We start from the raw sequence: 26,325 nt of genomic DNA, 5'->3' as shown, positions 1-26,325 counted from the left end.
CCTGTGACCCCAGCATTATGAGTGCTGTGCTCTAACCAGCTGAGCTACGTAGCCAAATTGTACTGCATTTCAATGATGGCTGGGATACCTGGATTCGAACCAGGGAATGCCGGTATCAAAAACCGGTGCCTTACCGCTTGGCGATATCCCATTCGTCCGTTCTCAGCCTCGAGAATCATCGAAATTGGCTGGGATACCTGGATTCGAACCAGGGAATGCCGGTATCAAAAACCGGTGCCTTACCGCTTGGCGATATCCCATCCACGCTGCCGAATAATGAAATGGTGCGGGAGGCGAGACTTGAACTCGCACACCTTGCGGCGCCAGAACCTAAATCTGGTGCGTCTACCAATTTCGCCACTCCCGCAAAAAAAGATGGTGGCTACGACGGGAATCGAACCTGTGACCCCAGCATTATGAGTGCTGTGCTCTAACCAGCTGAGCTACGTAGCCATCTTTTTTTCGCGTTACCTTCATCGGCGTTGCGGGGCGCATTATGCGGAGTTGACCAGACAGCGTCAACAATTTTTTTACCGTTTTTTGCCAGATAATCGCTGTTTGACTGGCTTATAACCAGCCTGGGTGTTTATTCGGCAATTTTTCAGTGAATACAACGCTAATCGTAAAAAAAATGGGCCGCAGCGGGCCCATTCTGGTTGCTTTCAGCCGGCTTATTTATAGGCTGACTGATGCACACCCACGGCACGACCAGAGGGATCGTCCATGTTTTTAAACGCTTCATCCCATTCAATCGCTTTGGCAGAAGAACAGGCGACCGATGGACCGCCAGGCACACACTCTGCCGCGCTCGCCAGCGGGAACAGCTCTTCAAAGATCTCACGATAGAGATAGGCTTCTTTCGAACCCGGCGTGTTGAACGGGAAGCGGAAGTGAGCGGTAGCCAGCTGCTGATCGCTGATTTGCTTCGCAGCCACTTCTTTCAGTGAGTCGATCCAGCTGTAACCCACGCCATCCGAGAACTGCTCTTTCTGACGCCACGCCACGCTCTCCGGCAGGTAAGAGGAGAAACATTCACGCAGAATGTGCTTCTCCATTTTACCGTTGCTGCCACACATTTTATCGGCCGGGTTGATTCGCATCGCCACATCCAGGAATTTTTTATCCAGGAACGGTACGCGGGCTTCAACGCCCCAGGCGGACATCGCTTTGTTGGCACGGGCGCAGTCGAACATATGCAGCGCCTGCAGTTTACGCACGTTTTCTTCGTGGAACTCTTTGGCGTTTGGCGCCTTGTGGAAATAGAGATAGCCGCCGAAGACTTCATCTGCGCCTTCGCCCGACAGCACCATCTTAATGCCCATCGCTTTAATTTTACGCGACATTAAGTACATTGGCGTAGAGGCACGAATGGTGGTGACGTCATAGGTTTCAATGTGATAAATCACATCGCGAATGGCATCCAGACCTTCCTGCACGGTGAAATGAATTTCATGGTGTACGGTGCCCAGATGCTCCGCCACCGATTTCGCCGCTTTTAAGTCGGGTGAACCTTCCAGCCCTACCGCGAAGGAGTGCAGCTGTGGCCACCACGCATCACTTTTATCCTGATCTTCAACCCGTTTCGCCGCGTAACGTTTGGTCACGGCTGAAATGATGGAAGAGTCCAGACCGCCTGACAGCAGCACGCCGTAAGGCACATCTGACATCAGGTGGCTTTTCACGGACTCTTCCAGCGCATGTTTCAGGCCAGCGGCGTCGGTGGTGTTGTGCTCAACGTTTTTATATTCCATCCAGTCGCGCTGCCAGTAACGGCGGATCTCGCCATCGGTGCTGTAGAGGTAGCTTCCCGGCGGGAACTCTTTGATTGAACGGCAGGCTGGCACCAGCGCTTTCATTTCTGAAGCAACAAACAGGTTGCCATGCTCATCGTTACCCATATATAGCGGGATGATGCCGATGTGGTCGCGACCAATCAGGTACGTTTTTTTAACGGTGTCATAGAGGATAAAGGCGAACATGCCTTCCAGCTCATCGAGGAAATCGACACCTTTCTCCTGATAGAGCGCCAGAATCACTTCACAGTCAGAACCGGTCTGAAACGCGTAGCGATCGCTGAGTTCAGCGCGCAGTGCCTGATGGTTATAAATTTCGCCGTTAACTGCCAGTACGTGGGTGTGATCGGCGTTGTACAGCGGCTGTGCGCCATTGTTAACGTCAACAATTGAGAGACGTTCATGCGCCAGAATAGCATGGTCATCGGCGTAGACGCCTGACCAGTCCGGGCCGCGATGACGCATTAAGCGTGAACATTCCAGCGCTTTTTTGCGCAGCTCAACAGGATCGGTTTTCAGATCCAGCACACCAAAAATTGAACACATAACTGACTCCTGAGCTCACCTTACGGCGATGTTATCTTTTGCGTTTGTCCGGCAGCCTGATGCTGCGTGATACATAAGAAAATGCGCTATTTGGTGCATTCAATGCAAGAGGAATCGTGATTTACTGATAAAAAGATTGCTTGCATGGCAATAAAATTGAATAAACGATAATTTTAATGCCGTTTCGTTGATGGATCAGCAATAAAATAGCTTTTGTGAGCAGAAATCAGGCAGTAAAAGTGGGATATATAGCGCAAAAAGAGGTGACGCATCACAGATTAGCCGGATGCGTCATAAGAGAAATGAATCAGAACAGGTCGATATCGGCCACAGAAGGGTAGATCCAGTCCGGACGGAACGGCATGGCATCGATATCACTCAGCGTCGAGACGCCGGAGAGCACCAGCACCGTCTCCAGACCCGCCTGAAAACCGGCCAGAATATCGGTTCGCAGATTGTCACCGACAATCACGGTCTCTTCCGAGTGGGCCTGCATTTTGTTCAGCGCGGCGCGCATGATGTAGGGGCTGGGCTTGCCGACCACAAACGGGCGACGGCCTGATATCTTCTCAATACCCGCACAGAGTGCGCCACAGGCAGGAATAAAACCGCGTGCATGGGTATCCGGATTGGTGGCAATAAAGCGAGCGCCATTAGCCACGAAGAAAGCCGCTTTATGCATCATGTCCCAGTTAAACGAGCGCGTCTCTCCGACAATGACAAAATCGGGATTCACATCGGTAATGGTAAAGCCCGCTTTGTAGAGTTCATGAATCAGTGCGCCCTCACCAATCACATACGCCTTTTTGCCCTCCTGACGGCGCAGGAAGTCGGCGGTTGCCATTGCGGAGGTATAGAAAACGGAGTCGGGCACCTCGACACCGGCCGAGGCAAAGCGGTTTGCCAGATCCTGCTCGGTTTGCGAGGGATAGTTCGTCAGCACCACCAGCGGCATCTCTTTGGCCAGAATGCGCTGTAAAAACTCCTGTGCGCCGGGAACGGCCGTGTTGTCGTGCATCAGCACGCCATCGATATCACAAATTACGCTTTTAATGGTCATAGTCAGATCCGATATGGCCCGCCACAGCAGCGGGTTAGCTTAGTCTTCCAGAAGATGTTGCAGCAGAATGCCGTTAAGCATGGCACGTTTAGCGAGCGCAAAGGCGCCAATAGCGGAACGATGATCCAGGGTGGAACGCACGACCGGCAGATTTTTACGGAAGGCCTCTAATGCCTGAGTATTAATGCAGCCCTCAATCGCGGGCAGCAGCACTTTTTCTGCTTCAGTGATCTCACCCGCCAGCACCACTTTTTGCGGATTAAACAGGTTGATCGCAATCGCGATAGCTTTGCCAAGATAACGGCCAACGTGCTCAACCACTTCGCAGGCCAGTGCATCACCCTGATTGGCCGCTTTGCAGATGTGAGATATCTGGCACGCCTCCAGCGTCAGTACGCTGGGATAGCCCTGATTCAGCAGATGGCGTACCCGATTTTCAATGGCGCCGTTGGCGGCAATAGTTTCAAGGCAGCCAAAGTTGCCGCAGTGACAGCGCTCGCCAAGCGGGTCGACCTGAATATGGCCGATCTCGCCAACGTTGCCGTTGCTGCCGAGAAAAATATGGCCGTTGGCAATAATGCCGGCGCCCGTGCCACGGTGTAAACGCACCAGAATCGAGTCAGCACTGTCGCGGCTTGCACCGAAATAGTGCTCGGCCAGCGCCAGGCTGCGAATATCATGACCCACAAAACTGGTAACGTTAAAACGTTTTTTCAGGCTGGCGACCAGCGGCCAGCGGCTGACAGAGATGTGTGGCATATAGCGGATCACGCCGTTAATCGGATCGACCAGCCCAGGCAGGATCACTGAAATCGCGATCAGCTCGCGAATTTTACGCTGGTGCTGCTCAATGAAGCTGCTGATGGCGTTAAACAGCGCATGTTCCAGCGTCTCCTGGGTGCGTTCCGGCAGCGCATAATCTTCCTGCGCCAGCGATTTACCGCTGAGGTCAAACAGAGTCAGGGTGGCGTCGTTGCGTCCGAGGCGGACGCCGATGGTATGGAAATGGCGGGTTTCAGTGATAATGGAGATGGCGCGGCGACCACCGGTAGACGCCTGCTGGTCTACCTCTTTGATCAGGCCGCGCTCAATCAACTGACGGGTAATTTTGGTGACGCTGGCGGGCGCGAGCTGGCTAAGTTCGGCAATCTGAATGCGCGATATCGGCCCCTGTTGATCAATCAGCCGGTAAACCGCTGCGCTATTGAGTTGCTTAACAAGATCGACATTTCCTATTTGTGACTGGCCGCCAGTGGTCATTCAGTGCTTACTCGCTCAGGACGTCGTCTCCGTTGACAAACGTCTTTATGATTTTAAAGTCGCGCGTAAACACAGTCAGGTTCGCGATTTTTCCTGCTTCGATCGAGCCTGACTGCCTTTCCACGCCCATCGCCCGTGCCGGGTAGAGTGTTGCCATGCGCAACGCTTCGTCCAGTGCGATCCCTGCATGCTCAACGCTGTTTTGTACCGCTTCAATCATCGTCAGGGCAGAACCACTTAATGTGCCGTTTTCGTCGACACAGAGCCCATCGCGATAATAGATTGTTTTGCCTGCAAAAATAAACTCGCTTATGTCCGCGCCAGCCGGTGCAGTGGCATCCGTGACCAGCACCAGTTTGTCGCCTTTGATGCGTTTTGCATTGCGCACGTTAGCGTAATGTACATGTAAACCGTCCGCAATAATGCCGCAGTATACATCAGGCGAATCAAACAGCGCACCGATAAGCCCGGGTTCACGTCCGGCAAAGGTGGGCATGGCGTTGTAGAGGTGCGTCGCGAAACTCACACCAGCAGAAAAGCCCGCTTTAGCCTCTTCATAGGTCGCATTCGAGTGACCGGCTGAGACAATAATCCCGGCATCAGTCAATTGACGAATCACATCGCTACCCGCATTTTCAGGGGCAAGCGTGACTTTGGTGATGACGTCCGCGTTGTCGCACAGGTACTGCACCATTGCCGCATCCGGCAGGCGAATCAGCGCCGGATCGTGGGTGCCTTTTTTCGCTTTGCTCAGCCAGGGCCCTTCCAGATGCAGACCCAGCGCCTGATTCTGATGTTTCTGCAGGTAGGCGCGCATGGTTTCAATCGCCCGCTTCATCAGGTCGTCGCTGCTGGTTATCAGAGTCGGTAAAAAGCTGGTGCAGCCAGACTTTTCATTGGCGCGCTGCATCGTTTCCAGCGTTTCAATGCTGAGCGCCTCAAGGCTGTCATTGAACTGCACGCCACCGCAGCCATTGAGCTGGAGATCGATAAAGCCTGGCGCAATATTTGCCCCTGCCATATCCCGCTGCTCCATATCCGCCGGGAGCGCTTCACGCGGACAGATGCGCGCAATACGCCCATCGGCAACCACCACCGCGTGATTATCCAGAACCTCATGGCCACTGTAGATTCGACCGTTAACTAATGCGTACATCTTTCTTCTCCCGTCCTGGCCTGCTGTCACTCAGCGTAACAGCAGGGCATGACAATGTTCTGTTACACGCCTTTCATATTTTCCGCTTCCATTTCGCGGAAATATTTCACGGTTTTCACTTTCAGTTCCATGGTGGCCGGCTCATCGCACACTACCACCGATTTCGCGTGCAGCTGCAGGCAACTGATGGTCCACATATGATTAACGTTGCCTTCAACCGCCGCCTGTAATGCCTGCGCTTTAACATGGCCGGTAACCAGAATCATCACTTCCTCTGCATCCAGCAGCGTACCGACGCCGACCGTCAGCGCATATTTAGGCACCTGATCAACGTCACCGTTAAAGAAGCGGGAGTTCGCCACGCGGGTGTCATGGGTCAGGGTTTTAATGCGGGTACGGGAAGCGAGAGAGGAAGCCGGTTCGTTAAAGGCGATATGACCGTCGTTGCCAACGCCGCCCATGAACAGGTGAATTTTACCCAGCGCGCGAATTTTCTCTTCGTACTGACGACATTCTGCGTCAATATCGGGGGCATTACCATTCAGCAGGTTGATATTTTCCGGTTGAATATCAACGTGATCGAAGAAATTGCGATACATGAAGCTGTGATAGCTCTCAGGATGCTCTTTTGGCAGGCCAACATATTCATCCATATTGAATGTCACGACGTTTTTAAAACTGACCTGGCCCGCTTTGTGCATATCAATCAGGTGTTTGTACGCTTCCAGTGGCGTACCGCCGGTTGGCAGCCCCAGGACAAAAGGTTTATCCGCCGTCGGGTTAAACGCATTGATACGATTAACAATATGTCGGGCGGCCCATTTTCCCACCTGGGTTGGCGTCGCTAAAGGAATCAGTCTCATGTTTCACCTCAATTGAAAATAGAAAGGGGATGGCTAAGCCGTTGCGTGAGTCACCAATCTGAACAGATGATTCATTGTCGCCATGGCCAGCGCATAATTCAATATTTCGGATCATAAAATAAGTTTACGGTCATAGCCAGATGTTGCCGTATGAAACGATGTTTTTTAGTGATAAAAATCACATTTACCAGGCTTTTAATTTGCGAGGCGAATTAATTTATCATTACACTTCGCTGCGTGATATGAAGTGTATTAACGATCTTTGCAGCTGACATAACAACATTAAGCAGCGCAAAGCGACAAGTCAGGCTCATAGGGGGAAGGGGATATGTTAGGTTACTTACAAAAGGTGGGGCGCGCACTGATGGTGCCGGTAGCAACCCTGCCAGCAGCAGCGATATTAATGGGCGTGGGCTACTGGATCGATCCAGACAGCTGGGGCGCAGGTAATGCGCTGGCGGCGTTACTGATCAAATCTGGTGCTGCCATCATCGAAAACATGTCAGTGCTGTTTGCGATTGGTGTCGCGTATGGCATGTCGAAAGATAAAGATGGTGCGGCAGCCCTGACCGGCTTTGTCGGATTCCTGGTAGTCACCACGCTCTGCTCACCGGCCGCGGTGGCGATGATACAGAAGATGCCGGTTGACCAGGTGCCTGTGGCGTTTGGTAAAATTAATAACCAGTTTGTCGGTATTCTGGTCGGTATCCTGTCGGCGGAGGTCTATAACCGCTTCAGCCACGTCGAGCTGCCGAAAGCACTCTCCTTCTTCAGCGGACGGCGACTGGTGCCGATTCTCGTTTCGTTCCTGATGATCCTGGTCGCCTTTATCCTGATGTATATCTGGCCGGTTATCTTTAACGGTCTGGTCGGCTTTGGTGAACATATCCAGAAGCTCGGCTCTGCCGGTGCCGGTATCTACGCCTTCTTTAACCGCCTGCTGATTCCGGTCGGTCTGCATCACGCCCTGAACTCGGTGTTCTGGTTCGATGTTGCGGGCATTAATGACATTCCTAAATTCCTTGGCGGTGCACAGTCACTGGCTGACGGATCGGCAACTGTCGGCATCACCGGTCGTTATCAGGCGGGCTTCTTCCCGATCATGATGTTTGGTCTGCCGGGTGCTGCGCTGGCTATCTACCACTGTGCACGTCCTGAGAACCGCGTCAAAGTGGGTAGTATCATGCTGGCCGCGGCGTTTGCTGCCTTCTTTACGGGTATTACCGAACCGCTGGAGTTCTCCTTCATGTTCGTGGCACCCGTGCTTTATCTGATCCACGCCGTCCTGACCGGTATTTCTGTCTTCATCGCTGCCAGCATGCACTGGATTGCCGGATTTGGTTTCAGCGCCGGGCTGGTGGATATGGTGCTGTCGACCCGTAATCCGCTGGCGACACACTGGTACATGCTGATCCCGCAGGGTCTGGTCTTCTTCGTTATCTATTATGTGGTGTTCCGCTTTACCATCAAAAAATTCAACCTGATGACGCCGGGCCGCGAGCTGGCGGTTGATGGTGATGAAACTGATGGTTATGACGTTAACGTTGATAAAACGGATAACGGTGAAAGTGCCACAGAGTCACTGGCGCGCCGTTACATTGGGGCGATTGGTGGTTCAGCTAACTTAACCAGCATCGATGCCTGTATCACCCGTCTGCGTCTTAACGTGAATGACTCGGCGCAGGTGAATGAGGCGGTTGCTAAGCGTCTTGGCGCGTCCGGTGTGATCCGTCTTAACAAACAGAGCGTGCAGATCATCGTAGGTACCCAGGCAGAAAGCATCGCCTCGGCCATGAAAAAAGTGCTGACCAAAGGTCCGGTCGCTGCAGCGGCTACCAGCAGTGCGCCGGCCGAGCCGGACGTTAAACCGCAGGCGGTGCTGAACAGTGAGAAGCAGGTCATCGCCACGCTGCTGGCGCCGGTCAGCGGTGAAGTCGTGGCGCTGGATGATGTGCCGGATGAAGCCTTTGCCAGCAAAGCGGTGGGCGACGGTCTGGCGATCAAGCCCAGCGACAAATGGGTAGTGGCACCGATTGCCGGTACGCTGGTGAAAATCTTTAACACCAATCATGCCTTCTGTCTGGAAACCGACAATGGCGTGGAGATTGTGGTGCACATGGGGCTGGATACCGTGGCGCTGGAAGGTAAAGGCTTTACCCGTCTGGTTGAAGAGGGGGCCAGCGTGGTCGCCGGTCAGCGAGTACTGGAGATGGACCTTGAATTCCTTAACGCCAATGCCCGCTCAATGGTGAGTCCGGTCGTGGTCAGCAACAGCGACGATTTCGCCGGTCTGACTTTACTGGCACAGGGTCAGGTAATAGCAGGGGAAACCCCGCTGTATGAAGTGAAAGGCTAATCCCCGCAACAGAACCCCACAGGCAGGAAGCGATTCCTGCCTTTTTTGTTTTAAAGGCTTAACAAACGGTTGTTTCCCTCAGACGCTTTGTGGATCATACTCCGTTACTTCGTGGTACAAATCACCCGTTATTCGTATTGAGGATTTTTGAGATGAGTGAGGCTGAAGCCCGCCCAACTAACTTTATTCGTCAGATCATTGACGAAGATTTGGCGAGCGGTAAGCACAGCAGCGTGCATACCCGTTTTCCGCCGGAGCCCAATGGCTATCTGCATATTGGTCATGCGAAATCGATCTGTCTGAATTTTGGCATCGCCCAGGATTATCAGGGGCAATGCAACCTGCGTTTCGACGATACCAATCCGGTTAAAGAGGATATGGAATTCGTTGAATCCATCAAGCGTGACGTTCAGTGGCTGGGTTTTGAGTGGAGCGGTGAGGTCTGTTACTCATCAAACTATTTCGATCAGCTCTACAACTATGCCATCGAGCTGATTTCCAAAGGACTGGCCTACGTTGATGAACTGAGTCCGGATGCGATTCGTGAATATCGCGGCACCCTGAAAGAGCCGGGTAAAAACAGCCCTTATCGCGATCGCAGCGTGGAAGAGAATCTGGCGCTGTTTGAGAAGATGCGAAACGGTGAGTTTGCCGAAGGCACCGCCTGTCTGCGCGCCAAAATCGACATGGCCTCTAATTTTATCGTGATGCGCGATCCGGTGCTTTACCGCATCAAGTTCGCGGAACACCACCAGACCGGCAATAAGTGGTGCATCTACCCGATGTATGACTTTACCCACTGCATCTCCGATGCGCTGGAAGGCATTACGCACTCGCTCTGTACGCTGGAGTTTCAGGACAACCGCCGTCTCTATGATTGGGTGCTGGACAACATCACTATTCCGGTTCATCCGCGTCAGTATGAATTCTCGCGCCTGAATCTGGAGTATGCGGTGATGTCGAAACGTAAACTCACTCAGTTGGTGACCGAGAAGCACGTAGAAGGGTGGGACGATCCGCGCATGCTGACCGTTTCAGGTCTGCGTCGTCGTGGTTACACCGCCGCTTCTATCCGTGAGTTCTGTCGTCGTATTGGCGTGACCAAGCAGGATAACATCGTGGAGATGGCCTCGCTGGAGTCCTGTATCCGCGATGATCTCAACGAGAATGCGCCCCGCGCCATGGCGGTTTTAGATCCGCTTAAAGTGGTGATCGAAAACCTGCCAGCAGGCCATAGCGAAATCGTCACCATGCCAAATCATCCGGGTAAACCGGAGATGGGCACGCGTGAAGTGCCGTTCAGCCGCGAGATCTGGATCGATCGCGCGGATTTCCGTGAAGAGGCGAACAAACAATATAAGCGTCTGGTGCTGGGCAAAGAAGTCCGCCTGCGTAACGCCTATGTGATTCGTGCTGAGCGGGTCGCCAAAGATGAAGCGGGCAACATTACCTGCATCTACTGCACCAGCGATGTTGATACGCTGAGCAAAGATCCAGCCGATGGCCGCAAAGTCAAAGGCGTGATTCACTGGGTTTCTGCGGATCACGCGCAGCCAGCTGAGTTCCGTCTGTATGATCGTCTGTTCAGTGTGCCAAACCCGGCTGCTGCAGAGGATTTCCTGGCGGTCATTAATCCTGAGTCACTGACCATCAAAAACGGCTTTGTTGAACCCAGCCTGCGCGATGTGGAACCAACAACACCGTTTCAGTTTGAACGTGAAGGTTATTTCTGCGCCGACAGCGTTTACTCGAAACCCACGCAACTGGTGTTTAACCGCACCGTTGGTCTTCGTGATACCTGGACCAAAACGGGCGAATAAATTTTTTGGGGCTGACCTCATAAAATGACAAAAGGGCGATTTATCGCCCTTTTTTATTGCCCCGATTTTTACCATCGCCGACGTTTATTCTGCACTAACCACAACCGGTTCAATACCGCCTTGTGGGAGCAATCTGAGTTTAAAAAAATTAATCAATTTCAGGATGTGAATTGTCAGCTTTCAGGTAGGCTATCCGCTCTCAGAGGTTGCAAAGCGGGTTACAGAAGGAAAAAAAATGACAGTTCTCGCCCAGGAAGCCAAACACAGTGTCGTCGTTTTACATCAGCTCATTGAACGTATTTTTAATCAGCCAGCCGGATCTGATGACAGTTTCCAGCTGCTGATGTCCTATTTTCATCCTGAATTTCGCATGGTGACCCCAAAGGGCAAAGAGTACAATCTGAACGAGGTCGAGGATCTTTTCCAGCAGTTACAAGGGCAGCGGGAAGGGATGCGCATTGCCACCTGTGAACATGTCATTCTCTCTCATCATGAAAAAGAGATCGTCGTACAGTATCGCGAAATGCAGATGATGAACGGCAATAACCAGAGCCGCATTTCGCTGGCCATTCTGGATTGCAGCAGCTCTATTCCACGCTGGCGCTATCTGCAGGAGACGCTGGTCGCCTGAGGTGAGGGCAGAAAACAGACGAAAAAAAACCGGTGAATTCACCGGTTTTTTTATTTCAGGCCGCGCCAGCGTTACTGGTCGTGCAGCGTTTCGTCTTCACGGCAATCGCCCAGCGTACAGTGTCCATAGAGATAGAGGCTGTGGTTGGTCAGCTTGATGCCATGGCGGGTCGCGATTTCACGCTGACGCGTTTCAATCGATTCGTCGCTGAACTCGATAACCTTGCCGCAATCCAGGCAGATCAGGTGATCGTGGTGATGCTGCTGCGTCAGTTCGAAGACAGACTTGCCGCCTTCAAAGTTGTGACGAGTCACAATACCGGCATCATCAAACTGGTTCAGAACACGGTAAACGGTCGCCAGGCCAATCTCTTCGCCAATGTCGATCAGGCGTTTATACAAATCTTCCGCACTGACGTGATGGCACTCAGGTTCCTGAAGCACTTCCAGAATTTTCAGTCTGGGCAGCGTTACTTTCAGGCCAGCCTTCTTTAATGCGGTGTTGTTGTCAGTCATGCGGATTTTGTCCTGTTACTAATATTCACTTTTGTGGCTTATCGCCTTGAATGTCGATCTGTGCTCATTCTCATTTGCGTCTCATTATAGAACTGAAGCGATGAAATGAAAACCAGAGGGCGTGTCTGAATCATCATGGGCTATTGGGGATTCGTCACCGGGCCGGGGAAGATTCTGACAGAGGTCTGTTAGCACATCACTTAGTCTTGCCGCCTGAGAAAATAAGCGGAAGATCGATGCGGGTATTCTACAGATTAAACGGAGAAAGTTAAAAAAATGTGGCTATTATTTCTATAGGCATTTTCATTGCCTCAATGTGAGCTGGCGCTCACATTGAGTCGGGCAGGATCAGGCTTCGATGATCTCTTTCAGCTGCAGTTCATCAAAAATCTGCTTAACCCATTGGTCAACACGCTGGCTGGTCAGCTCAGGCTGGCGATCTTCGTCAATGGCCAGGCCCAGGAAGTGGGTGTCATCGGCCAGGCCTTTCGAAGCTTCGAAGTGGTAGCCTTCAGTTGGCCAGTGTCCGACAATCACGGCACCGTGCGGTTCGATAATGTCGCGAATCGTGCCCATGGCATCACAGAAATACTCTGCGTAATCTTCCTGGTCGCCACAGCCAAACAGCGCAACCAGCTTGCCGTTAAAATCGATCTCTTCCAGCGTCGGGAAAAAGTCATCCCAGTCGCACTGCGCTTCGCCGTAGTACCAGGTCGGAATACCCAGCAGCAGGATATCAAACGCTTCCAGATCTTCTTTTGTGCTTTTTGCGATGTCATGGACTTCTGCAACATCTGTACCCAGCTGTTTCTGGATCATTTTTGCAATGTTTTCGGTATTGCCGGTATCGCTGCCGAAGAAGATGCCTACGAGTGCCATGAGTAAAATAACCTCTTAAATCCTGATGATGAGATGTGTGCCGCAGCACATTTCAGCGAATAATAGCAGACGAGAGAAAACCGGTGAACGGTTAAAGCCCCGACATTTGCTCCTGCGTGCGATTTGCCCGCATTAATCCAGTTTGAGCTGTGCCAGTAGCATCTGTTCAATCAGTTCGCTACGGCTGAGATTGCGCTGTTCTGCCAGCGTATTGAGTGCATCGACGGCGTCACTGTTCATTTTCAGTTCGACACGACGAAGCCCGCGTCCTTTGTCACGTTTCAGTTGATTGCGCTTGTTAATGCGCAGCTGTTCATCACGCGAAAGCGGACTGGTTTTGGGTCGACCAGGGCGGCGCTCATCAGCAAAGAGATCGAGCGTCGTGCGGTCAGTCTGTTCTTTTGCCATGGCTTAGTAAAACTGAATGGGGGCGGGCGCCAGACACTCACCGCGCAGATTATAAATTATTGGCCATTGCCGCAGCAAAACTGACCCGCGGCAAAATTTTAGCGCGCCATCATACTTCACGCTTACGCCGGACGCCAATCCTAAACTTTTACCGCCATCTATTTGCTTTTAAAGCGCAAAAAAGCGACGGACACTGCGCAAAACGGCATCGGGTTTCTCTGCATGAACCCAGTGTCCTGCGCCACCGATCACATGCGCCTGAGCGGCCGGGAACTGCTGCAGCAACGCATCGCGATAGCTGTTATCCAGGTAGCTGGAGTCGCCGCCGCGAATAAACAGCGCCGGGTGATTCCAGGCGGGAACCGGCTGCCAGCCAGATATCGTGGTGTAGTTATCCCACAGCACCGGGACATTGAAGCGCCACTCCCCCTCCTGGAAGGATTTCAGCAGGAACTGGATCACCCCTTCTTCCTCGATCAGCGTTCGCATGACCTTCGCCGCCTCGCTGCGGGATGAGACGCCCGCATCGGTGACGGCACGAATGCCGGCAAATATCTGGTCATGACGGCGCGTCTGGTAATCCACCGGGGCGATATCGATCATCACCAGGCGCTCAATGCGTTCCGGCACCAGCGCGCTCATGGTCATGGCGATTTTACCGCCCATCGAGTGTCCGATCACCGCGACGCGATCAATGCCATGTGCATCCAGTGTTTCGACCATATCCTGCGCCATTACAGCGTAGTTCATCTCGTCAGATCGTGGTGAAAGTCCGTGGTTGCGGACATCTACCTGCAGCAACGGACCGGCATCTTTCAGCCCGCGCGCCAGCACGCCAAGGTTATCGAGACTGCCAAACAGACCGTGAATAAGCAGGATGGGCAGAGAATCAGCAGGGGATTGTTCAGTTTGCAGACGGGCGTTCAAAATCATAGCAAAGTTCTTAAGTTTGAGACCTGAGCTTAGGTTATCATGGTTTCACCTTTTCAGGCGCGCCGGTTCCGGCGGCATTAGGACATATTCTGACTTTTGCCCGTAAACCGTTTGATTGCTAACAACCCGCCTGACTTTAACTTTATAATCCTGATGTTAGAACCCACACACCCTTTGAATTGCCTGACTATACTCAGAGCTTTTCAGGAAACAGGTGGTTCTGTCATGAGAAAGAACCGTACGGAATAAGATGAAAACGATCGAAGTTGACGAAGAGCTCTACCGTTATATTGCCAGCCACACGCAACACATTGGTGAAAGCGCATCCGACATTCTGCGTCGTATGCTGAAGTTCACGGCCGGTCAGACTGCACCCGCTTCGCCTGCACAGCCAGCCTCAAAAGATGCAGCGAAAGAGTCCCAGCCTGCGTCTGTGGGTTCGCGCCCGCAGGATCGTGTCCGCGCGGTGCGCGAGCTGCTGCTTTCCGATGAATATGCGGAGCAGAAGCGGGCGGTGAATCGCTTTATGCTTATCTTGTCAACGCTCTATCGTCTTGATACCGCAGCCTTTGCTGAAGCTACTGCATCTCTGCAGGGCCGCACCCGCGTCTATTTTGCAGGTGATGAGCATACGCTGTTGCAGAATGGCACCCATACTAAGCCGAAGCATGTGCCCGGCACGCCGTACTGGGTGATCACCAACACCAATACTGGTCGTAAATGCAGCATGATCGAACACATCATGCTCTCGATGCAGTTCCCTGCGGAACTGACCGAGAAAGTTTGCGGCACCATTTAAAACTTAAGCGTCAGGGAGCAGCGCCAATGGCCAATCACCCACGTGCCGGGCAACCCGCCCAGCAGAGCGATTTGATTAACGTTGCACAATTAACGTCACAATATTATGTCCTGCAGCCCGATGTGGCGAACCCGGAACATGCGGTGAAATTTGGCACTTCCGGCCATCGCGGCAGTGCAGGGCGTCAAAGCTTCAACGAGATGCACATTCTGGCGATCGCTCAGGCGATTGCCGAAGAGCGTAAAAAGAATGGTATCACCGGGCCTTGCTACGTCGGTAAAGACACCCATGCGCTGTCAGAACCCGCCATCCTGTCTGTTCTGGAAGTGCTGGCGGCGAACGGCGTTGATGTGATTGTGCAGCAGGATAATGGCTATACGCCGACCCCTGCGATCTCGAATGCGATTCTTGAGCACAACAAAGCGGGTGGCGCGCTGGCTGACGGCATCGTGATTACGCCGTCGCATAACCCACCGGAAGATGGCGGCATCAAGTACAACCCACCTAACGGCGGACCTGCTGATACCAACGTCACCAAAGTGGTTGAAGATCGTGCCAATCAGCTGATCAAAGATGGCCTGAAAGAGGTGAAACGTCTGCCGCTGGAGCAGGCGATGGCCAGCGGTCATGTGGTCGAAAAAGATCTGATCCAGCCTTATGTTGAAGGTCTGGCAGAGATTATCGACTTCCCGGCGATTCAGAAAGCGGGCCTGAAGCTGGGTGTGGATCCACTGGGTGGTTCCGGTATTGCTTACTGGCAGCGTATTGCTGAGCACTACAAGCTGGATCTGACGCTGGTGAATGACGCGGTCGATCAGACCTTCCGCTTTATGCATCTGGATAAAGATGGCGTGGTCCGCATGGACTGCTCGTCTGAAAGCGCAATGGCAGGCCTGCTGGCTTACCGTGACAAGTTCGATCTGGCGTTCGGCAACGATCCCGATTATGACCGTCACGGCATTGTGACCCCGGCGGGTCTGATGAATCCAAACCACTATCTGGCGGTGGCGATCAACTATCTGTTCCAGCACCGCCCACAGTGGGGTCAGGATGTTGCCGTGGGTAAAACCCTGGTCTCCAGCGCCATGATTGACCGTGTGGTCAACGACATTGGTCGCAAGCTGGTGGAAGTGCCGGTGGGTTTCAAATGGTTTGTTGATGGTCTGTATGACGGCAGCCTCGGTTTCGGTGGCGAAGAGAGCGCAGGCGCTTCATTCCTGCGTTTCGACGGTACGCCGTGGTCTACGGACAAAGATGGCATCATCATGTGTCTGCTGGCCGCTGAAATTACTGCCGTAACCGGTAAAAATCCGCAGCAGCACTATGACGAACTGGCAGCACGCTTTGGCGCACCAAGCTACAACCGTCTGCAGGCATCAGCCACCTCAGCGCAGAAAGCCGCGCTGTCGAAGCTGTCACCGGAGATGGTCAGCGCTGATACGCTGGCAGGTGATCCTATCACCGCTCGTCTGACTGCCGCGCCAGGTAATGGTGCATCTATCGGCGGTCTGAAAGTGATGACGGAGAATGGCTGGTTTGCTGCCCGTCCTTCAGGCACCGAAGACGCTTACAAAATCTACTGTGAAAGCTTCCTGGGCGCTGAACACCGCGCGCAGATTGAGAAAGAAGCCGTTGAGATTGTCAGCGAAGTGCTGAAAAACGCCTGATTAGTCGGGCAGATAAAGAGGCGCATCGCGCGCCTCAGACTGCTGGTAAACTCACATCAGAGTAAATCTGACCGCAACGGATTTATTTAACGCGCAGGGAACAGGGTCAGAAGAGGAAAGCGTCCCACGCCATGGATGGCGTGGGCCGAGCGTGTCATGGATGACGGCTTTTGCGTCTTTCCGATCTGACCCTGTTTCCTGAGCAAGCTCGGTCTCACAGCGAACCGGGCCAGAATTTGTTGACAGTCTCAGGCGCCTCTGGCGCCTTTTTTTATGGCATAAAGCGATAGCCGATCCCGGTTTCCGTCAGCAGATGAGCCGGTTGTGTCGGATTGGCTTCCAGTTTCTGGCGCAGATGTCCCATATAGATGCGCAAGTAATGGCTGTGCTCCACCGCATTGGGTCCCCAGACCTGGCTCAGCAACTGCCGCTGCGTCAGCACCTTACCGGCATTGTTCAGCAGAATACTCAACAGACGAAATTCAATCGGGGTAAGGTGAATCTCGCTGCTGCCGCGCTGTACCCGTCGTGCGGCGAAATCGACGCTGACGTCGGCGAACGTCACCCTGGCATCCGGCTGCTGGCCACTATGACGACGCAGCGCAACCCGGACGCGCGCCAGCAGTTCGCCAATGCCAAAGGGTTTAGTCAGATAGTCATCTGCCCCCGCATCCAGTGCGGCGATCTTATCCTGCTCATCGCTGCGCGCTGACAGCACAATCACCGGTATGGCGCTCCACTGTCGCAGGTCACGAATGAAATCGGTGCCATCTCCATCCGGCAGACCCAGATCCAGGATCACTAAGTCCGGCTTGCGGGTCGCCGCTTCAATCAGTCCGCGTTGCAGTGTATCGGCATCAAACGCCTTAAGGGCTTCATTTTCCAGCGCCAGCCGGACAAAGCGCCGGATCTCTTTTTCATCTTCAACGATCAAAACCGTGGTCACGCAATACCTGCCTTGAGTGGGGACCGAAGCGCTACTTTATCAACATTTTATGCTGGCGTCCGCGACCATAATCTGTCGGCCCTTTCAACGCCAACGCAACCAGGCGGTAACCTTTTTGTAACTTAATTACAGGTTGATGCTTAAACAGTAAAAATAGCGGCAAATAAGTGGTCAGATGAGTAGTAAAATTACACAACCTGGCGTAAAGTTGAACACAGATCACATTCACACTTTTTCACTTACCAGGAGGAGAAACCATGTATCGGGCTTATCCACGTTATAAAATTATTGCGCGACGTACGCTGGTGGTTCTTCTCGGCGTACTGGCGCTTCCTGTTATGCTGTTTCGACAGGATCGGGCACGTTTCTACAGCTACCTGCACCGCGTCTGGTGTAAGACCAGCGCCAAGCCGGTCTGGCTGGCGCAGGCTGAAGCGGGTGGTGGCGCGTTCTGGTGATTTCCCCTGCCGCAAAACAGGCCTGGTCAACTGACCGGGCTTTTTTTTGCGTTTTTTCTGAGAATAAGCGATCCGGAATCCCGTTTTAACCCTTTATTCCTGACCATTTTACGCTACACTTAAACCTCTACAAGATTTCGGAGGTTGTACAAGTATGAGCAACAAAATCCCCGTTGGAATCAGTGCATGCCTGCTCGGCGACCGCGTCAGATTTGATGGTGGGCATAAGCGTCTTACTTTTGCGACCGACGATCTCACCCCATTTGTCCGTTTTGAGCCCATCTGCCCTGAGATGGCGATTGGTCTGCCAACGCCGCGCCCGGCATTGCGTCTGGTGAAGCAGGGCGATGATGAGCTGCATCTCTGCTTCAGCAAAGATGGCGGAGAAGAGGTTACGACGCAGATGCGTGACTGGTCTGCTGAGCGGGTAAAATCGCTGCATCACCTCTGTGGCTATATCCTCTGCGCCAAATCACCCAGTTGTGGCATGGAGCGGGTGCGGGTCTATGAGCCCGATAACAACAATAACCGCAAAGCAGGCACCGGTATTTTTACTGAATTCCTGCAGCGCGAGATGCCCTGGCTGCCGCTGGAAGAAGATGGTCGTCTGCACGATCCCGCGCTGCGTGAGAACTTTATCGGTCGTGTCTGCGCGCTGCATGAATTTAATCAGATGTGGGAAAGCGGTCTGACCCGGCAGGGACTGATCGCCTTCCACAGCCGTTACAAGCTGATGATGCTGGCGCATTCGCAGGAGAAATACCGCGAGCTGGGACCCTTTGTCGCCTCCATGAGCCAGTGGGAGTCGCTGGACGCGTTTGCCTTTGAGTACCGCAATCGCATGATGGAACTGATGTCACGTCCCGCCTCACGTCGCAATCACACCAATGTGCTGATGCATGTGCAGGGCTATTTCCGCACGCATCTGAGCTCACCGCAGCGCCAGGAGCTGGCAACGCTGATTGACCGCTATCGTCAGGGCACACAACCGCTGCTGGTGCCGATTACCATTCTCAAACACTACATGGCGGAGTACCCGCACCCGTGGCTGGCCCAGCAACGCTATTTCGATCCCTATCCCGAAGCCTTGTGCTTACGCTACGGACAGTAATACAGGAGGAGTATGACCACCCATCTGGTCTGGCTGCGTAACGATTTACGCGTCAACGACAATCTGGCGCTGCACGCCGCCTGCCGCGACAGCGATGCAAAAGTGATTGCGCTCTACCTTGCCACGCCAGCACAGTGGCAGCAGCATGACATGTCACCGAAGCAGGCGGCGTTTATCCACGCCAGTCTGTTGCAGGTGCAGCGTGCGCTGGCGGAGCGGGGCATTGAACTGCACTATCAGGCGTGTCACGCCTTCAGCGACAGTATTGATGCGCTGCTGCAGTTCTGCGCTAAGCAGCAGGTCGATCAGCTCTTCTATAATTACCAGTATGAAGTTAATGAACGCCAGCGCGATGCGGAGGCTGAAAAGCGTCTCGACGACGCGGGCGTGATTTGCCAGGGCTTTGATGACAGCCTGTTGCTGCCGCCCGGCAGTGTGCAGAGCGGCGATCGCTCGATGTATAAGGTATTTACCCCGTTCAGCAAAGCCTTTGTCCGCCGCTTGCAGCAGGGTCTGCCTGAGTGCGTGCCTGCGCCGAAAGCGCGCGAAGGCGCACCGCTGAAAGCCTCCCCGATTCCCGCCTTTGACTATCCGACCGAAGCCTTTGATCAGGATCTGTTTCCGCCAGGCGAAGCGGCGGCGCTGAAGCGGTTGCGCCATTTCGCCACACAACCGGTTATCGACTATCCCGCTAAGCGCGACCTTCCGGCGCTGGACGCCACCAGCCGTCTGTCGGTTTATCTGGCGACCGGCGTACTGTCGCCACGTCAGTGCCTGCATCGCGTGCTGCATGAACATCCCGATGCGCTGGAGAACAGCCGCGCGTTCACCTGGCTGAACGAGCTGATCTGGCGTGAATTCTACCGTCATCTGCTGGTTGCCTGGCCGGCGCTGTGCCGACACAAGCCGTTTATCGACTGGACGCGAAACGTTGAATGGCAGCGTAACGACGCACATTTCGACGCGTGGAAAGCGGGTAAAACCGGCTATCCGATTGTCGATGCCGCAATGCGTCAGATGAAGGCGCTGGGCTGGATGCACAACCGCTTACGAATGATCACCGCCAGTTTCCTGGTCAAAGATCTGCTGATCGACTGGCGTGAAGGTGAACGCTATTTCATGCAGCAGCTGATTGATGGTGACCTGGCCGCGAACAACGGCGGCTGGCAGTGGGCGGCCTCGACCGGCACGGACGCGGCGCCCTATTTCCGCATCTTTAACCCGACCACGCAGGGCGAGCGCTTCGATGAGAAGGGGGATTTTATCCGTCACTATCTGCCTGAACTGGCCGGGGTCCCCGACAGTGATATTCACCAGCCCCATGTCTGGGCGGAGAAGCATCATAAGAAACTCGATTATCCGGCACCAATCGTGGATCATAAGGTGGCACGTAAAAAGACATTAGACGCCTTTGAGCGCGCCAAGAGCGCAGCCTGAGGCCTCGAAGGAGCCTGAATGAACCATTACGAATTAGAGACGCTCATCAATCAGCAACTCGATAGCCACAGTTTCAGCGATTACGCCCCCAACGGTTTGCAGGTTGAGGGACGCAGCGAGATCAAAACGATTATCACCGGCGTCACTGCCTGTCAGGCCCTGCTGGATGAGGCGGTGGCGCGTCAGGCCGATGCGATTATTGTCCATCATGGCTATTTCTGGAAAAGTGAACCGGCCGCGATTAAAGGCATGAAGCGCCGTCGTCTGCGGACCCTGCTGGCCAACGATATCAATCTCTATGGCTGGCATCTGCCGCTCGACGCGCATCCTGAATTAGGCAACAACGCCCAGCTGGCGAAACTGCTGGATATCGAAGTGCGCGGCGAAGTGATGCCGCTGGTGTTCTGGGGTGAGCTGGCTGAGCCCCTGTCCGGCGAACAGCTGGCCCGCCGAATCGGTGAGCGGCTGGGACGTGAACCCCTGCATTGTGGTGACAACGCGCCAGCGCTGATCCGTCGTATTGCCTGGTGCAGCGGGGGCGGGCAGGGCTTTATCGACCAGGCCGCGGCGGCGGGCGTCGATGCCTTTATCACCGGTGAAGTCTCTGAACAGACTATTCACAGCGCGCGTGAGCAGGGGCTGCATTTCTTTGCCGCAGGCCATCACGCCACCGAGCGCGGCGGCGTAAAAGCGCTGGGCGACTGGCTGGCGCAACACCACGATCTTGATGTGACCTTCATCGATATCCCCAATCCTGCCTGACACTCTCCCTTGTCCTGCGCGCCTGCGCAGGACCTAAATCTGTTGACACATCCCTGTCACTTTCGCATAACTGTTTGCTTTACGTAGATAAGCAATGGGCTGCACCGGGCATCCGGTCAGGTCGGCCAGGCGCGATCTCAACTGAGCGGGAGGTAGCTGTTGCAACGAGCACGGTGTTATTTATTGGGTGAACGCGCTGTCGTGCTGGAGCTGGAACCGCCGGTCTCACTGGAGAGCCAGCAACGAATCTGGGGACTGAATCAGCGACTGCACGACTATGCCAGCGTGCTGGAGGTAATCCCCGGCATGAATAACATCACCCTGATCCTGCGTGATCCCCAGCAGAGCGCGCTGGACGCAATAGAGCGGCTTCAGCGCTGGTGGGAAGAGAGTGAAGCGCAGTTGCCGGAGTCGCGTCAGGTGGAGATCCCGGTGATCTATGGCGGCAAGTCTGGCCCCGATCTGACGGTGGTGGCGGAACACGCCGCGCTGACGCCCCGTCAGGTGGTTGAGCTGCACAGCAGCAGCGACTATGTGGTCTTTTTTATCGGCTTTCAGCCCGGTTTTCCCTATCTGGGCGGACTGGATCAGCGCCTGCACATCCCGCGGCGTGCTGAGCCCAGGGTTGCAGTGCCCGCCGGCTCGGTGGGCATCGGCGGCAGCCAGACCGGCGTCTATCCGCTGGCTTCGCCCGGCGGCTGGCAGTTGATTGGCCAGACGCGCACCGCGCTGTTTGATCCCCTGCAGCAACCGCCCACGCTGCTCCGTCCCGGTGACAGGGTTCGCTTTGTGCCGCAACAGGAGGGCGTATGTTAAACATTCTGCGAGCCGGCCTGGCCGCGACTATTCAGGATGCGGGCCGTTACGGCTGGCGTCAGTATGGCATCAGCCCTGGCGGTGTGCTGGATCATCCCGCGATGTTCACCGCCAATGTGCTGGTGGGCAATGATCCCGACAGCGCGGTGCTGGAGATGGTGCTCGGCCAGTTCAAAGCGGAGTTTACCCGCGATGGCTGGTTTGCGCTGACCGGCGCAGGCTGCCATGCGGAGCTTGACGGCCAGCCGGTCTGGACGGGCTGGCGCACGCCGGTGAAACGGGGGCAGCTCCTGTCACTGGCGATGCCGCAGCGCGGTATGCGCAGCTATCTGGCAGTGCAGGGCGGTTTTGATATTCCTGCGATGCTCGGCTCTGCCAGCACCGATCTAAAAGCAAAATTTGGCGGCTTTCAGGGGCGAGCCTTGCAGGATGGCGATCAGCTCCCGCTGGGTAAACCGACCCGCACGTTTGACCGTAAAGTCGGGGTGCGGCAACTGCTATGGGGCAACCGCATCCGCGCACTACCTGGCCCGGAGTATCACGAGTTCAGCCGCGAAGCGCAGCAGGCGTTCTGGCGTACCGCATGGAAACTCAGCCCGCAAAGTAACCGGATGGGATACCGGCTTGAGGGACGCAAGCTTGAGCGCGAGAGCCCGCGCGAGCTGCTGTCACACGGCGTAATGCCGGGTGTGATTCAGGTGCCGCCGAACGGACAGCCTATCGTGCTGATGGCGGATGCCCAGACCACCGGCGGCTATCCGCGCATCGCCTCGGTTATCGAAGCCGATCTCTATCACCTGGCACAAATCCGGCTGGGTGAGCCGATTCATTTTATTCACTGCACCCTGCCGGAAGCGATGCTGGCACGTCAGCATCAGCAACGCGCACTGGACCAGATGAAGTGGGGACTCAATGAAAATTGATTTAAACGCCGACCTGGGCGAGGGCTGCGCCAGCGATCAGGCACTGCTGAAGCTGGTGAGTTCCGCCAACATCGCCTGTGGCTTTCACGCAGGTGATGCGCAGACCATGCTGCAGTCGGTGCGCTGGGCACAGGCATCCGGCGTCGCAATTGGTGCGCATCCCGCTTTTCCCGATCGGGAGAACTTTGGCCGCAGCGCCATGCAGCTGCCGCCGGAAACGGTCTACGCCCAGATGATCTACCAGATTGGTGCGCTGAAAAGTCTGGCGGAAAGCGAAGGTGCGCGGCTGCTTCATGTTAAACCGCACGGCATGCTCTACAACCAGGCTGCGGCCGATCCGGTGCTGGCGGACGCCATTGCCCGCGCCATCAGGGCTGTCGACAGCCAGCTGATTGTGGTGGGACTGGCTAACAGCGAATCGATTCGCGCGGCGGCGCACTACGGCCTACGTACGCGGGAAGAGGTGTTCGCCGACCGTGGCTATCTCAGCAGCGGTGCGCTGGTGCCGCGCAGCGAGCCGGGCGCGCTGATTGAAGATGAACAGCTGGCTATCAGTCAGACGCTGACGATGGTGCAGCAGGGCAAAGTTAAAAGTATCACCGGAGAATGGGTAGCGGTAAATGCACAGACCGTCTGCTTACATGGCGACGGCGCGCACGCCCTGCAATTTGCACAGCGGTTGCGTGATGCGTTTGCCGATCAGCAGATTCGTGTCACCAGCAACTGAATAACCACACTTAGCCCGGCGTATGCCGGGTTTTTCAACTCTGAGGGAAATCCATGGATAGTGCAGTAAATCTCTGGCCATTACTGGGCATCGCCGCCATCGTCGTCGGCTTCCTGTTACGGTTCAATCCGGTGCTGGTGGTGATTGTCGCCGGGTTTGTGACCGGTCTGGCCGCGATGATGCCGCTGGCGGACATTCTGGAAAAGCTCGGGGCGGGTTTTCTTAACACCCGCAACCTGCCGCTGATCCTGCTGCTGCCGCTGGCGGTCATTGGCCTGCTGGAGCGTCACGGACTGAAAGAGCGGGCGCAGGCGTGGATTGCACAGATCAAAACGGCAACCGCCGGACGGCTGCTGATCGTCTACCTGTTTGTGCGCGAAATCACCGCCGCGCTGGGGTTAACCAGTCTCGGCGGACATCCGCAGATGGTGCGTCCGTTGCTGGCACCGATGGCGGAAGGAGCAACTGAAAGCCGCTATGGCGAGATCTCACCTGAGCTGCGTTATCGGCTGCGAGCGATGTCAGCGGCGACCGATAATATCGGCCTCTTCTTTGGTGAGGATATCTTTGTGGCGTTTGGCGCGATTATCTTTATGCATAACTTTATGCAGGAGTCAGCCGGGATTCAGACCGAACCGCTGCACATCGCCTTATGGGGCATTCCGACTGCCGTCGCCGCGTTCCTGATCCACTCGGCACGTCTGGTACGGCTGGATCGGCAACTGGCGCGTGAGCTGCAGCAGCTGAACCGTCAGGCGCTGAAAGCCAAAGGAGGTGAGTAATGTTCCAGCAACAATATCTGATGTGGCTGGCGGGCATTATCCTGCTGGTGGTGGCGTTACTTTCCTGGCGTGACAGCGCGAATCCGCGTCGCTTTACCACCGGACTGTTCTGGGCGCTGTATGGCCTGGTTTTTCTGGTCGGTGACTGGACGACACAACTGATGAGCGCCTGGATGGGTTCAGATGCGGCGGGCACCCGTATGCTGCACATCGGCATCGGTGTCATTGTGGTGGTGATGGCGCTGATTGCCGGATTTGGCGGTGTCAGGCTGGGTCGCTATCATCAGCGCAGCGATGAAGAGAAACAGGCCAGTGCGCTGCGTCTGCGCAATAAACTGTTTCTGCCTGCACTGGCGATTCCGGTCGTGACCGTGGTCGGTGTGCTGGCGTTTAACCATATTCCCGGTTTGCAGGATGCGGTGTTCGGCCCCGGTAACCACGCCACGCTGGTGACGCTGTTTTCAATGATGGTCGGCTGTGTGATTGGCTGGCTGGTGGCGTTAAAACTGACCCACGAGAAACCGGTGCAGTCGATGCAGGAGACCCGTCGCCTGCTGGATTCGATTGGCTGGGCCTTTATCCTGCCGCAGATCCTCGCCACCCTGGGGCTGCTGTTTACCAGCGCGGGCGTGGGCAGTGCTATTTCGCATCTGACAGAAACCTGGCTGGCGGTGGATAATCGCTTTGTCGCGGTTACCGTCTATGCCGTCGGGATGGCGCTGTTAACCATGATCATGGGTAATGCTTTTGCGGCGTTTCCGATTATCACCGCAGGCGTCGGCATCCCGATTCTGGTGTTGCAGCACGGCGGAAATCCGGCAGTGATGGCGGCAATTGGCATGTTCTCCGGCTACTGCGGCACGCTGATGACGCCGATGGCGGCCAACTTCAATATCGTCCCGGCGGCGCTGCTGGAACTGCCCGATCGTAACGCGGTGATCAAGGCTCAGATTCCGACCGGTGTGCTACTGTTAATCGTTAATATTTTCCTGCTCTATTTCCTGATGTTCCTGTGAGGTTGCATGAAAACTGTCCTGATGACCGCCTTTGAACCTTTTGGCGGTGAAACGATTAACCCTTCATGGGAAGCGGTGCGCGCGCTGGAAGGTAAACAGATTAGCGGGGCGACGATAGTGATCCGCCAGTTGCCGGTGGTATTCAGCGAGGTACTCAGGGTGCTGAATAAGGCGCTGGAAGAGGTGAAACCGGATGCGATTCTGTCGGTGGGGCAGGCGGGCGGGCGAAGCGACATTACCGTTGAACGTATTGGTATTAATGTCGATGACGCCCGTATCCCGGACAACGCCGGTCATCAGCCGGTGGATGAGCCCGTCGTAGCTGGTGGCCCGGCAGCCTATTTTTCCCGTCTGCCCATCAAAGCGATTGTGGCGGCGGTGCGGGAAGCGGGGATCCCCGCGTCAGTGTCGCAAACGGCGGGCACCTTTACCTGTAACCGCGTAATGTACGGCCTGCTGCACTGGCTTGAGCAGCATGACAGTCCGGTGCGGGGAGGCTTTATCCATATTCCTTATCTGCCTGAACAGGCGGCGCAGCATCCGGGCGCACCGAGCATGGCGCTGGCGTCCATTATTCAGTCGCTGGAAATTGCGGTAAAGGTCACGCTGGAGACCGGCGAGGATATCAGACAGGCTGGCGGCGCCACCCATTAAGAGGATG

General features: G+C 54.9%; 25 protein-coding genes and 4 tRNA genes. 15 read left to right on the top strand and 14 right to left on the bottom strand.

Features of this window, described 5'->3' with window-relative positions:
* Window positions 1-76 precede the first annotated feature (76 nt).
* The 9 genes from ACK13D_RS10950 to nagB all read right to left on the bottom strand — a co-directional run bounded on the left by ACK13D_RS10950 (window position 77) and on the right by nagB (window position 6,678).
* A tRNA-Gln gene (locus ACK13D_RS10950) sits at window positions 77-151 on the bottom strand.
* A 34-nt stretch (window positions 152-185) separates the two neighbouring features.
* Window positions 186-260, bottom strand: a tRNA-Gln gene (locus ACK13D_RS10945).
* 22 nt (window positions 261-282) lie between these two features.
* Window positions 283-367, bottom strand: a tRNA-Leu gene (locus ACK13D_RS10940).
* 9 nt (window positions 368-376) lie between these two features.
* Window positions 377-453 (bottom strand) — tRNA-Met (locus ACK13D_RS10935).
* Between the two features lie 218 nt (window positions 454-671).
* Window positions 672-2,339, bottom strand: coding sequence for an asparagine synthase B (gene asnB, locus ACK13D_RS10930; protein WP_418796335.1), 1,668 nt, complete (start codon window positions 2,337-2,339; stop codon window positions 672-674).
* Window positions 2,340-2,646: 307 nt separating this feature from the next.
* Complete coding sequence (locus tag ACK13D_RS10925; RefSeq protein WP_010260664.1) at window positions 2,647-3,399, bottom strand: HAD-IIA family hydrolase; 753 nt, start codon at window positions 3,397-3,399, stop codon at window positions 2,647-2,649.
* Between the two features lie 39 nt (window positions 3,400-3,438).
* A complete protein-coding gene (gene nagC, locus ACK13D_RS10920; RefSeq protein ID WP_418796333.1) occupies window positions 3,439-4,659 on the bottom strand; it encodes a DNA-binding transcriptional regulator NagC in 1,221 nt (406 codons plus the stop codon).
* Between the two features lie 7 nt (window positions 4,660-4,666).
* The gene (nagA, locus tag ACK13D_RS10915; protein WP_418796331.1) at window positions 4,667-5,815 is read right to left on the bottom strand and encodes an N-acetylglucosamine-6-phosphate deacetylase; all 1,149 of its coding nucleotides are present in this window, start codon (window positions 5,813-5,815) and stop codon (window positions 4,667-4,669) included.
* Between the two features lie 62 nt (window positions 5,816-5,877).
* Entirely contained in the window at window positions 5,878-6,678 is an 801-nt protein-coding gene (gene nagB / locus ACK13D_RS10910; protein ID WP_010260676.1) for a glucosamine-6-phosphate deaminase, read from the bottom strand.
* 328 nt (window positions 6,679-7,006) lie between these two features.
* Between nagB and nagE the strand changes: the two genes are divergently transcribed.
* From nagE to ACK13D_RS10895, 3 genes are all read left to right on the top strand, one after another.
* Window positions 7,007-9,034: an N-acetylglucosamine-specific PTS transporter subunit IIBC gene (gene nagE / locus ACK13D_RS10905; protein ID WP_033779582.1), complete on the top strand. Its 2,028-nt coding sequence runs from the start codon at window positions 7,007-7,009 to the stop codon at window positions 9,032-9,034.
* A 152-nt stretch (window positions 9,035-9,186) separates the two neighbouring features.
* The gene (gene glnS / locus ACK13D_RS10900) at window positions 9,187-10,854 is read left to right on the top strand and encodes a glutamine--tRNA ligase (protein WP_010260682.1); all 1,668 of its coding nucleotides are present in this window, start codon (window positions 9,187-9,189) and stop codon (window positions 10,852-10,854) included.
* Between the two features lie 235 nt (window positions 10,855-11,089).
* Window positions 11,090-11,485, top strand: coding sequence for a hypothetical protein (locus ACK13D_RS10895; RefSeq protein WP_010260686.1), 396 nt, complete (start codon window positions 11,090-11,092; stop codon window positions 11,483-11,485).
* A 71-nt stretch (window positions 11,486-11,556) separates the two neighbouring features.
* Here ACK13D_RS10895 and fur read toward each other — a convergent pair whose 3' ends face one another.
* From fur to ybfF, 4 genes are all read right to left on the bottom strand, one after another.
* A complete protein-coding gene (gene fur, locus ACK13D_RS10890; protein ID WP_009091454.1) occupies window positions 11,557-12,000 on the bottom strand; it encodes a ferric iron uptake transcriptional regulator in 444 nt (147 codons plus the stop codon).
* A 348-nt stretch (window positions 12,001-12,348) separates the two neighbouring features.
* On the bottom strand, window positions 12,349-12,879 hold the full coding sequence (fldA, locus tag ACK13D_RS10885) for a flavodoxin FldA (protein ID WP_010260687.1): 531 nt from the start codon (window positions 12,877-12,879) through the stop codon (window positions 12,349-12,351).
* Between the two features lie 132 nt (window positions 12,880-13,011).
* Window positions 13,012-13,287, bottom strand: a complete 276-nt coding sequence (gene ybfE / locus ACK13D_RS10880) for a LexA regulated protein (protein WP_010260688.1) — start codon at window positions 13,285-13,287, stop codon at window positions 13,012-13,014.
* Between the two features lie 168 nt (window positions 13,288-13,455).
* Window positions 13,456-14,220, bottom strand: coding sequence for an esterase (ybfF, locus tag ACK13D_RS10875; protein WP_033766681.1), 765 nt, complete (start codon window positions 14,218-14,220; stop codon window positions 13,456-13,458).
* Window positions 14,221-14,470: 250 nt separating this feature from the next.
* Here ybfF and seqA point away from each other — a divergent pair, with 250 nt between their 5' ends.
* Window positions 14,471-15,019, top strand: a complete 549-nt coding sequence (seqA, locus tag ACK13D_RS10870) for a replication initiation negative regulator SeqA (protein ID WP_010260690.1) — start codon at window positions 14,471-14,473, stop codon at window positions 15,017-15,019.
* A 26-nt stretch (window positions 15,020-15,045) separates the two neighbouring features.
* Window positions 15,046-16,686: a phosphoglucomutase (alpha-D-glucose-1,6-bisphosphate-dependent) gene (pgm, locus tag ACK13D_RS10865; RefSeq protein WP_010260692.1), complete on the top strand. Its 1,641-nt coding sequence runs from the start codon at window positions 15,046-15,048 to the stop codon at window positions 16,684-16,686.
* A gap of 271 nt (window positions 16,687-16,957) precedes the next feature.
* On the opposite strand, the gene kdpE is transcribed toward pgm, so the two are convergent.
* The gene (kdpE, locus tag ACK13D_RS10860) at window positions 16,958-17,632 is read right to left on the bottom strand and encodes a two-component system response regulator KdpE (protein WP_346551205.1); all 675 of its coding nucleotides are present in this window, start codon (window positions 17,630-17,632) and stop codon (window positions 16,958-16,960) included.
* A 257-nt stretch (window positions 17,633-17,889) separates the two neighbouring features.
* Between kdpE and ACK13D_RS10855 the strand changes: the two genes are divergently transcribed.
* The 10 genes from ACK13D_RS10855 to pcp all read left to right on the top strand — a co-directional run bounded on the left by ACK13D_RS10855 (window position 17,890) and on the right by pcp (window position 26,318).
* Window positions 17,890-18,090, top strand: a complete 201-nt coding sequence (locus ACK13D_RS10855; protein WP_010671290.1) for a DUF2517 family protein — start codon at window positions 17,890-17,892, stop codon at window positions 18,088-18,090.
* Window positions 18,091-18,244: 154 nt separating this feature from the next.
* A complete protein-coding gene (locus ACK13D_RS10850) occupies window positions 18,245-19,201 on the top strand; it encodes a YbgA family protein (protein WP_010671291.1) in 957 nt (318 codons plus the stop codon).
* 12 nt (window positions 19,202-19,213) lie between these two features.
* Window positions 19,214-20,638 (top strand): deoxyribodipyrimidine photo-lyase, encoded by a 1,425-nt coding sequence (phrB, locus tag ACK13D_RS10845; RefSeq protein WP_191924564.1) that lies wholly within the window; start codon window positions 19,214-19,216, stop codon window positions 20,636-20,638.
* Between the two features lie 18 nt (window positions 20,639-20,656).
* Window positions 20,657-21,400, top strand: coding sequence for a type 2 GTP cyclohydrolase I (locus ACK13D_RS10840; protein WP_010260703.1), 744 nt, complete (start codon window positions 20,657-20,659; stop codon window positions 21,398-21,400).
* A 159-nt stretch (window positions 21,401-21,559) separates the two neighbouring features.
* Window positions 21,560-22,216, top strand: coding sequence for a 5-oxoprolinase subunit PxpB (gene pxpB / locus ACK13D_RS10835; protein WP_033756894.1), 657 nt, complete (start codon window positions 21,560-21,562; stop codon window positions 22,214-22,216).
* Window positions 22,210-23,139 (top strand): 5-oxoprolinase subunit PxpC, encoded by a 930-nt coding sequence (pxpC, locus tag ACK13D_RS10830; RefSeq protein ID WP_010671294.1) that lies wholly within the window; start codon window positions 22,210-22,212, stop codon window positions 23,137-23,139. The genes pxpB and pxpC overlap by 7 nt, the downstream gene beginning before the upstream one ends.
* Complete coding sequence (gene pxpA, locus ACK13D_RS10825; RefSeq protein ID WP_045140672.1) at window positions 23,129-23,866, top strand: 5-oxoprolinase subunit PxpA; 738 nt, start codon at window positions 23,129-23,131, stop codon at window positions 23,864-23,866. Before pxpC ends, pxpA begins: the two co-directional genes overlap by 11 nt.
* Window positions 23,867-23,919: 53 nt before the next feature.
* On the top strand, window positions 23,920-24,648 hold the full coding sequence (locus ACK13D_RS10820) for a DUF969 domain-containing protein (protein ID WP_346465274.1): 729 nt from the start codon (window positions 23,920-23,922) through the stop codon (window positions 24,646-24,648).
* Complete coding sequence (locus ACK13D_RS10815) at window positions 24,648-25,664, top strand: DUF979 domain-containing protein (RefSeq protein WP_346462147.1); 1,017 nt, start codon at window positions 24,648-24,650, stop codon at window positions 25,662-25,664. Before ACK13D_RS10820 ends, ACK13D_RS10815 begins: the two co-directional genes overlap by 1 nt.
* Window positions 25,665-25,670: 6 nt before the next feature.
* Window positions 25,671-26,318, top strand: a complete 648-nt coding sequence (gene pcp / locus ACK13D_RS10810) for a pyroglutamyl-peptidase I (protein ID WP_346446363.1) — start codon at window positions 25,671-25,673, stop codon at window positions 26,316-26,318.
* The last annotated feature ends 7 nt before the right edge of the window (window positions 26,319-26,325 follow it).

The organism is Pantoea sp. K16, assembly GCF_048452805.1.
In the GTDB taxonomy this organism is placed as follows: domain Bacteria; phylum Pseudomonadota; class Gammaproteobacteria; order Enterobacterales; family Enterobacteriaceae; genus Pantoea; species Pantoea agglomerans.
This window is presented reverse-complemented; position numbering and strand designations above follow the sequence as displayed.

Bases quoted from the DNA above. Each gene is read 5' to 3' on its own strand.
- asnB (WP_418796335.1), bottom strand. From the start codon at position 2,339: ATGTGTTCAATTTTTGGTGTGCTGGATCTGAAAACCGATCCTGTTGAG.
- ACK13D_RS10925 (WP_010260664.1), bottom strand. From the start codon at position 3,399: ATGACCATTAAAAGCGTAATTTGTGATATCGATGGCGTGCTGATGCAC.
- nagC (WP_418796333.1), bottom strand. From the start codon at position 4,659: ATGACCACTGGCGGCCAGTCACAAATAGGAAATGTCGATCTTGTTAAG.
- nagA (WP_418796331.1), bottom strand. From the start codon at position 5,815: ATGTACGCATTAGTTAACGGTCGAATCTACAGTGGCCATGAGGTTCTG.
- nagB (WP_010260676.1), bottom strand. From the start codon at position 6,678: ATGAGACTGATTCCTTTAGCGACGCCAACCCAGGTGGGAAAATGGGCC.
- nagE (WP_033779582.1), top strand. From the start codon at position 7,007: ATGTTAGGTTACTTACAAAAGGTGGGGCGCGCACTGATGGTGCCGGTA.
- glnS (WP_010260682.1), top strand. From the start codon at position 9,187: ATGAGTGAGGCTGAAGCCCGCCCAACTAACTTTATTCGTCAGATCATT.
- ACK13D_RS10895 (WP_010260686.1), top strand. From the start codon at position 11,090: ATGACAGTTCTCGCCCAGGAAGCCAAACACAGTGTCGTCGTTTTACAT.
- fur (WP_009091454.1), bottom strand. From the start codon at position 12,000: ATGACTGACAACAACACCGCATTAAAGAAGGCTGGCCTGAAAGTAACG.
- fldA (WP_010260687.1), bottom strand. From the start codon at position 12,879: ATGGCACTCGTAGGCATCTTCTTCGGCAGCGATACCGGCAATACCGAA.
- ybfE (WP_010260688.1), bottom strand. From the start codon at position 13,287: ATGGCAAAAGAACAGACTGACCGCACGACGCTCGATCTCTTTGCTGAT.
- ybfF (WP_033766681.1), bottom strand. From the start codon at position 14,220: ATGATTTTGAACGCCCGTCTGCAAACTGAACAATCCCCTGCTGATTCT.
- seqA (WP_010260690.1), top strand. From the start codon at position 14,471: ATGAAAACGATCGAAGTTGACGAAGAGCTCTACCGTTATATTGCCAGC.
- pgm (WP_010260692.1), top strand. From the start codon at position 15,046: ATGGCCAATCACCCACGTGCCGGGCAACCCGCCCAGCAGAGCGATTTG.
- ACK13D_RS10855 (WP_010671290.1), top strand. From the start codon at position 17,890: ATGTATCGGGCTTATCCACGTTATAAAATTATTGCGCGACGTACGCTG.
- ACK13D_RS10850 (WP_010671291.1), top strand. From the start codon at position 18,245: ATGAGCAACAAAATCCCCGTTGGAATCAGTGCATGCCTGCTCGGCGAC.
- phrB (WP_191924564.1), top strand. From the start codon at position 19,214: ATGACCACCCATCTGGTCTGGCTGCGTAACGATTTACGCGTCAACGAC.
- ACK13D_RS10840 (WP_010260703.1), top strand. From the start codon at position 20,657: ATGAACCATTACGAATTAGAGACGCTCATCAATCAGCAACTCGATAGC.
- pxpC (WP_010671294.1), top strand. From the start codon at position 22,210: ATGTTAAACATTCTGCGAGCCGGCCTGGCCGCGACTATTCAGGATGCG.
- pxpA (WP_045140672.1), top strand. From the start codon at position 23,129: ATGAAAATTGATTTAAACGCCGACCTGGGCGAGGGCTGCGCCAGCGAT.
- ACK13D_RS10820 (WP_346465274.1), top strand. From the start codon at position 23,920: ATGGATAGTGCAGTAAATCTCTGGCCATTACTGGGCATCGCCGCCATC.
- ACK13D_RS10815 (WP_346462147.1), top strand. From the start codon at position 24,648: ATGTTCCAGCAACAATATCTGATGTGGCTGGCGGGCATTATCCTGCTG.
- pcp (WP_346446363.1), top strand. From the start codon at position 25,671: ATGAAAACTGTCCTGATGACCGCCTTTGAACCTTTTGGCGGTGAAACG.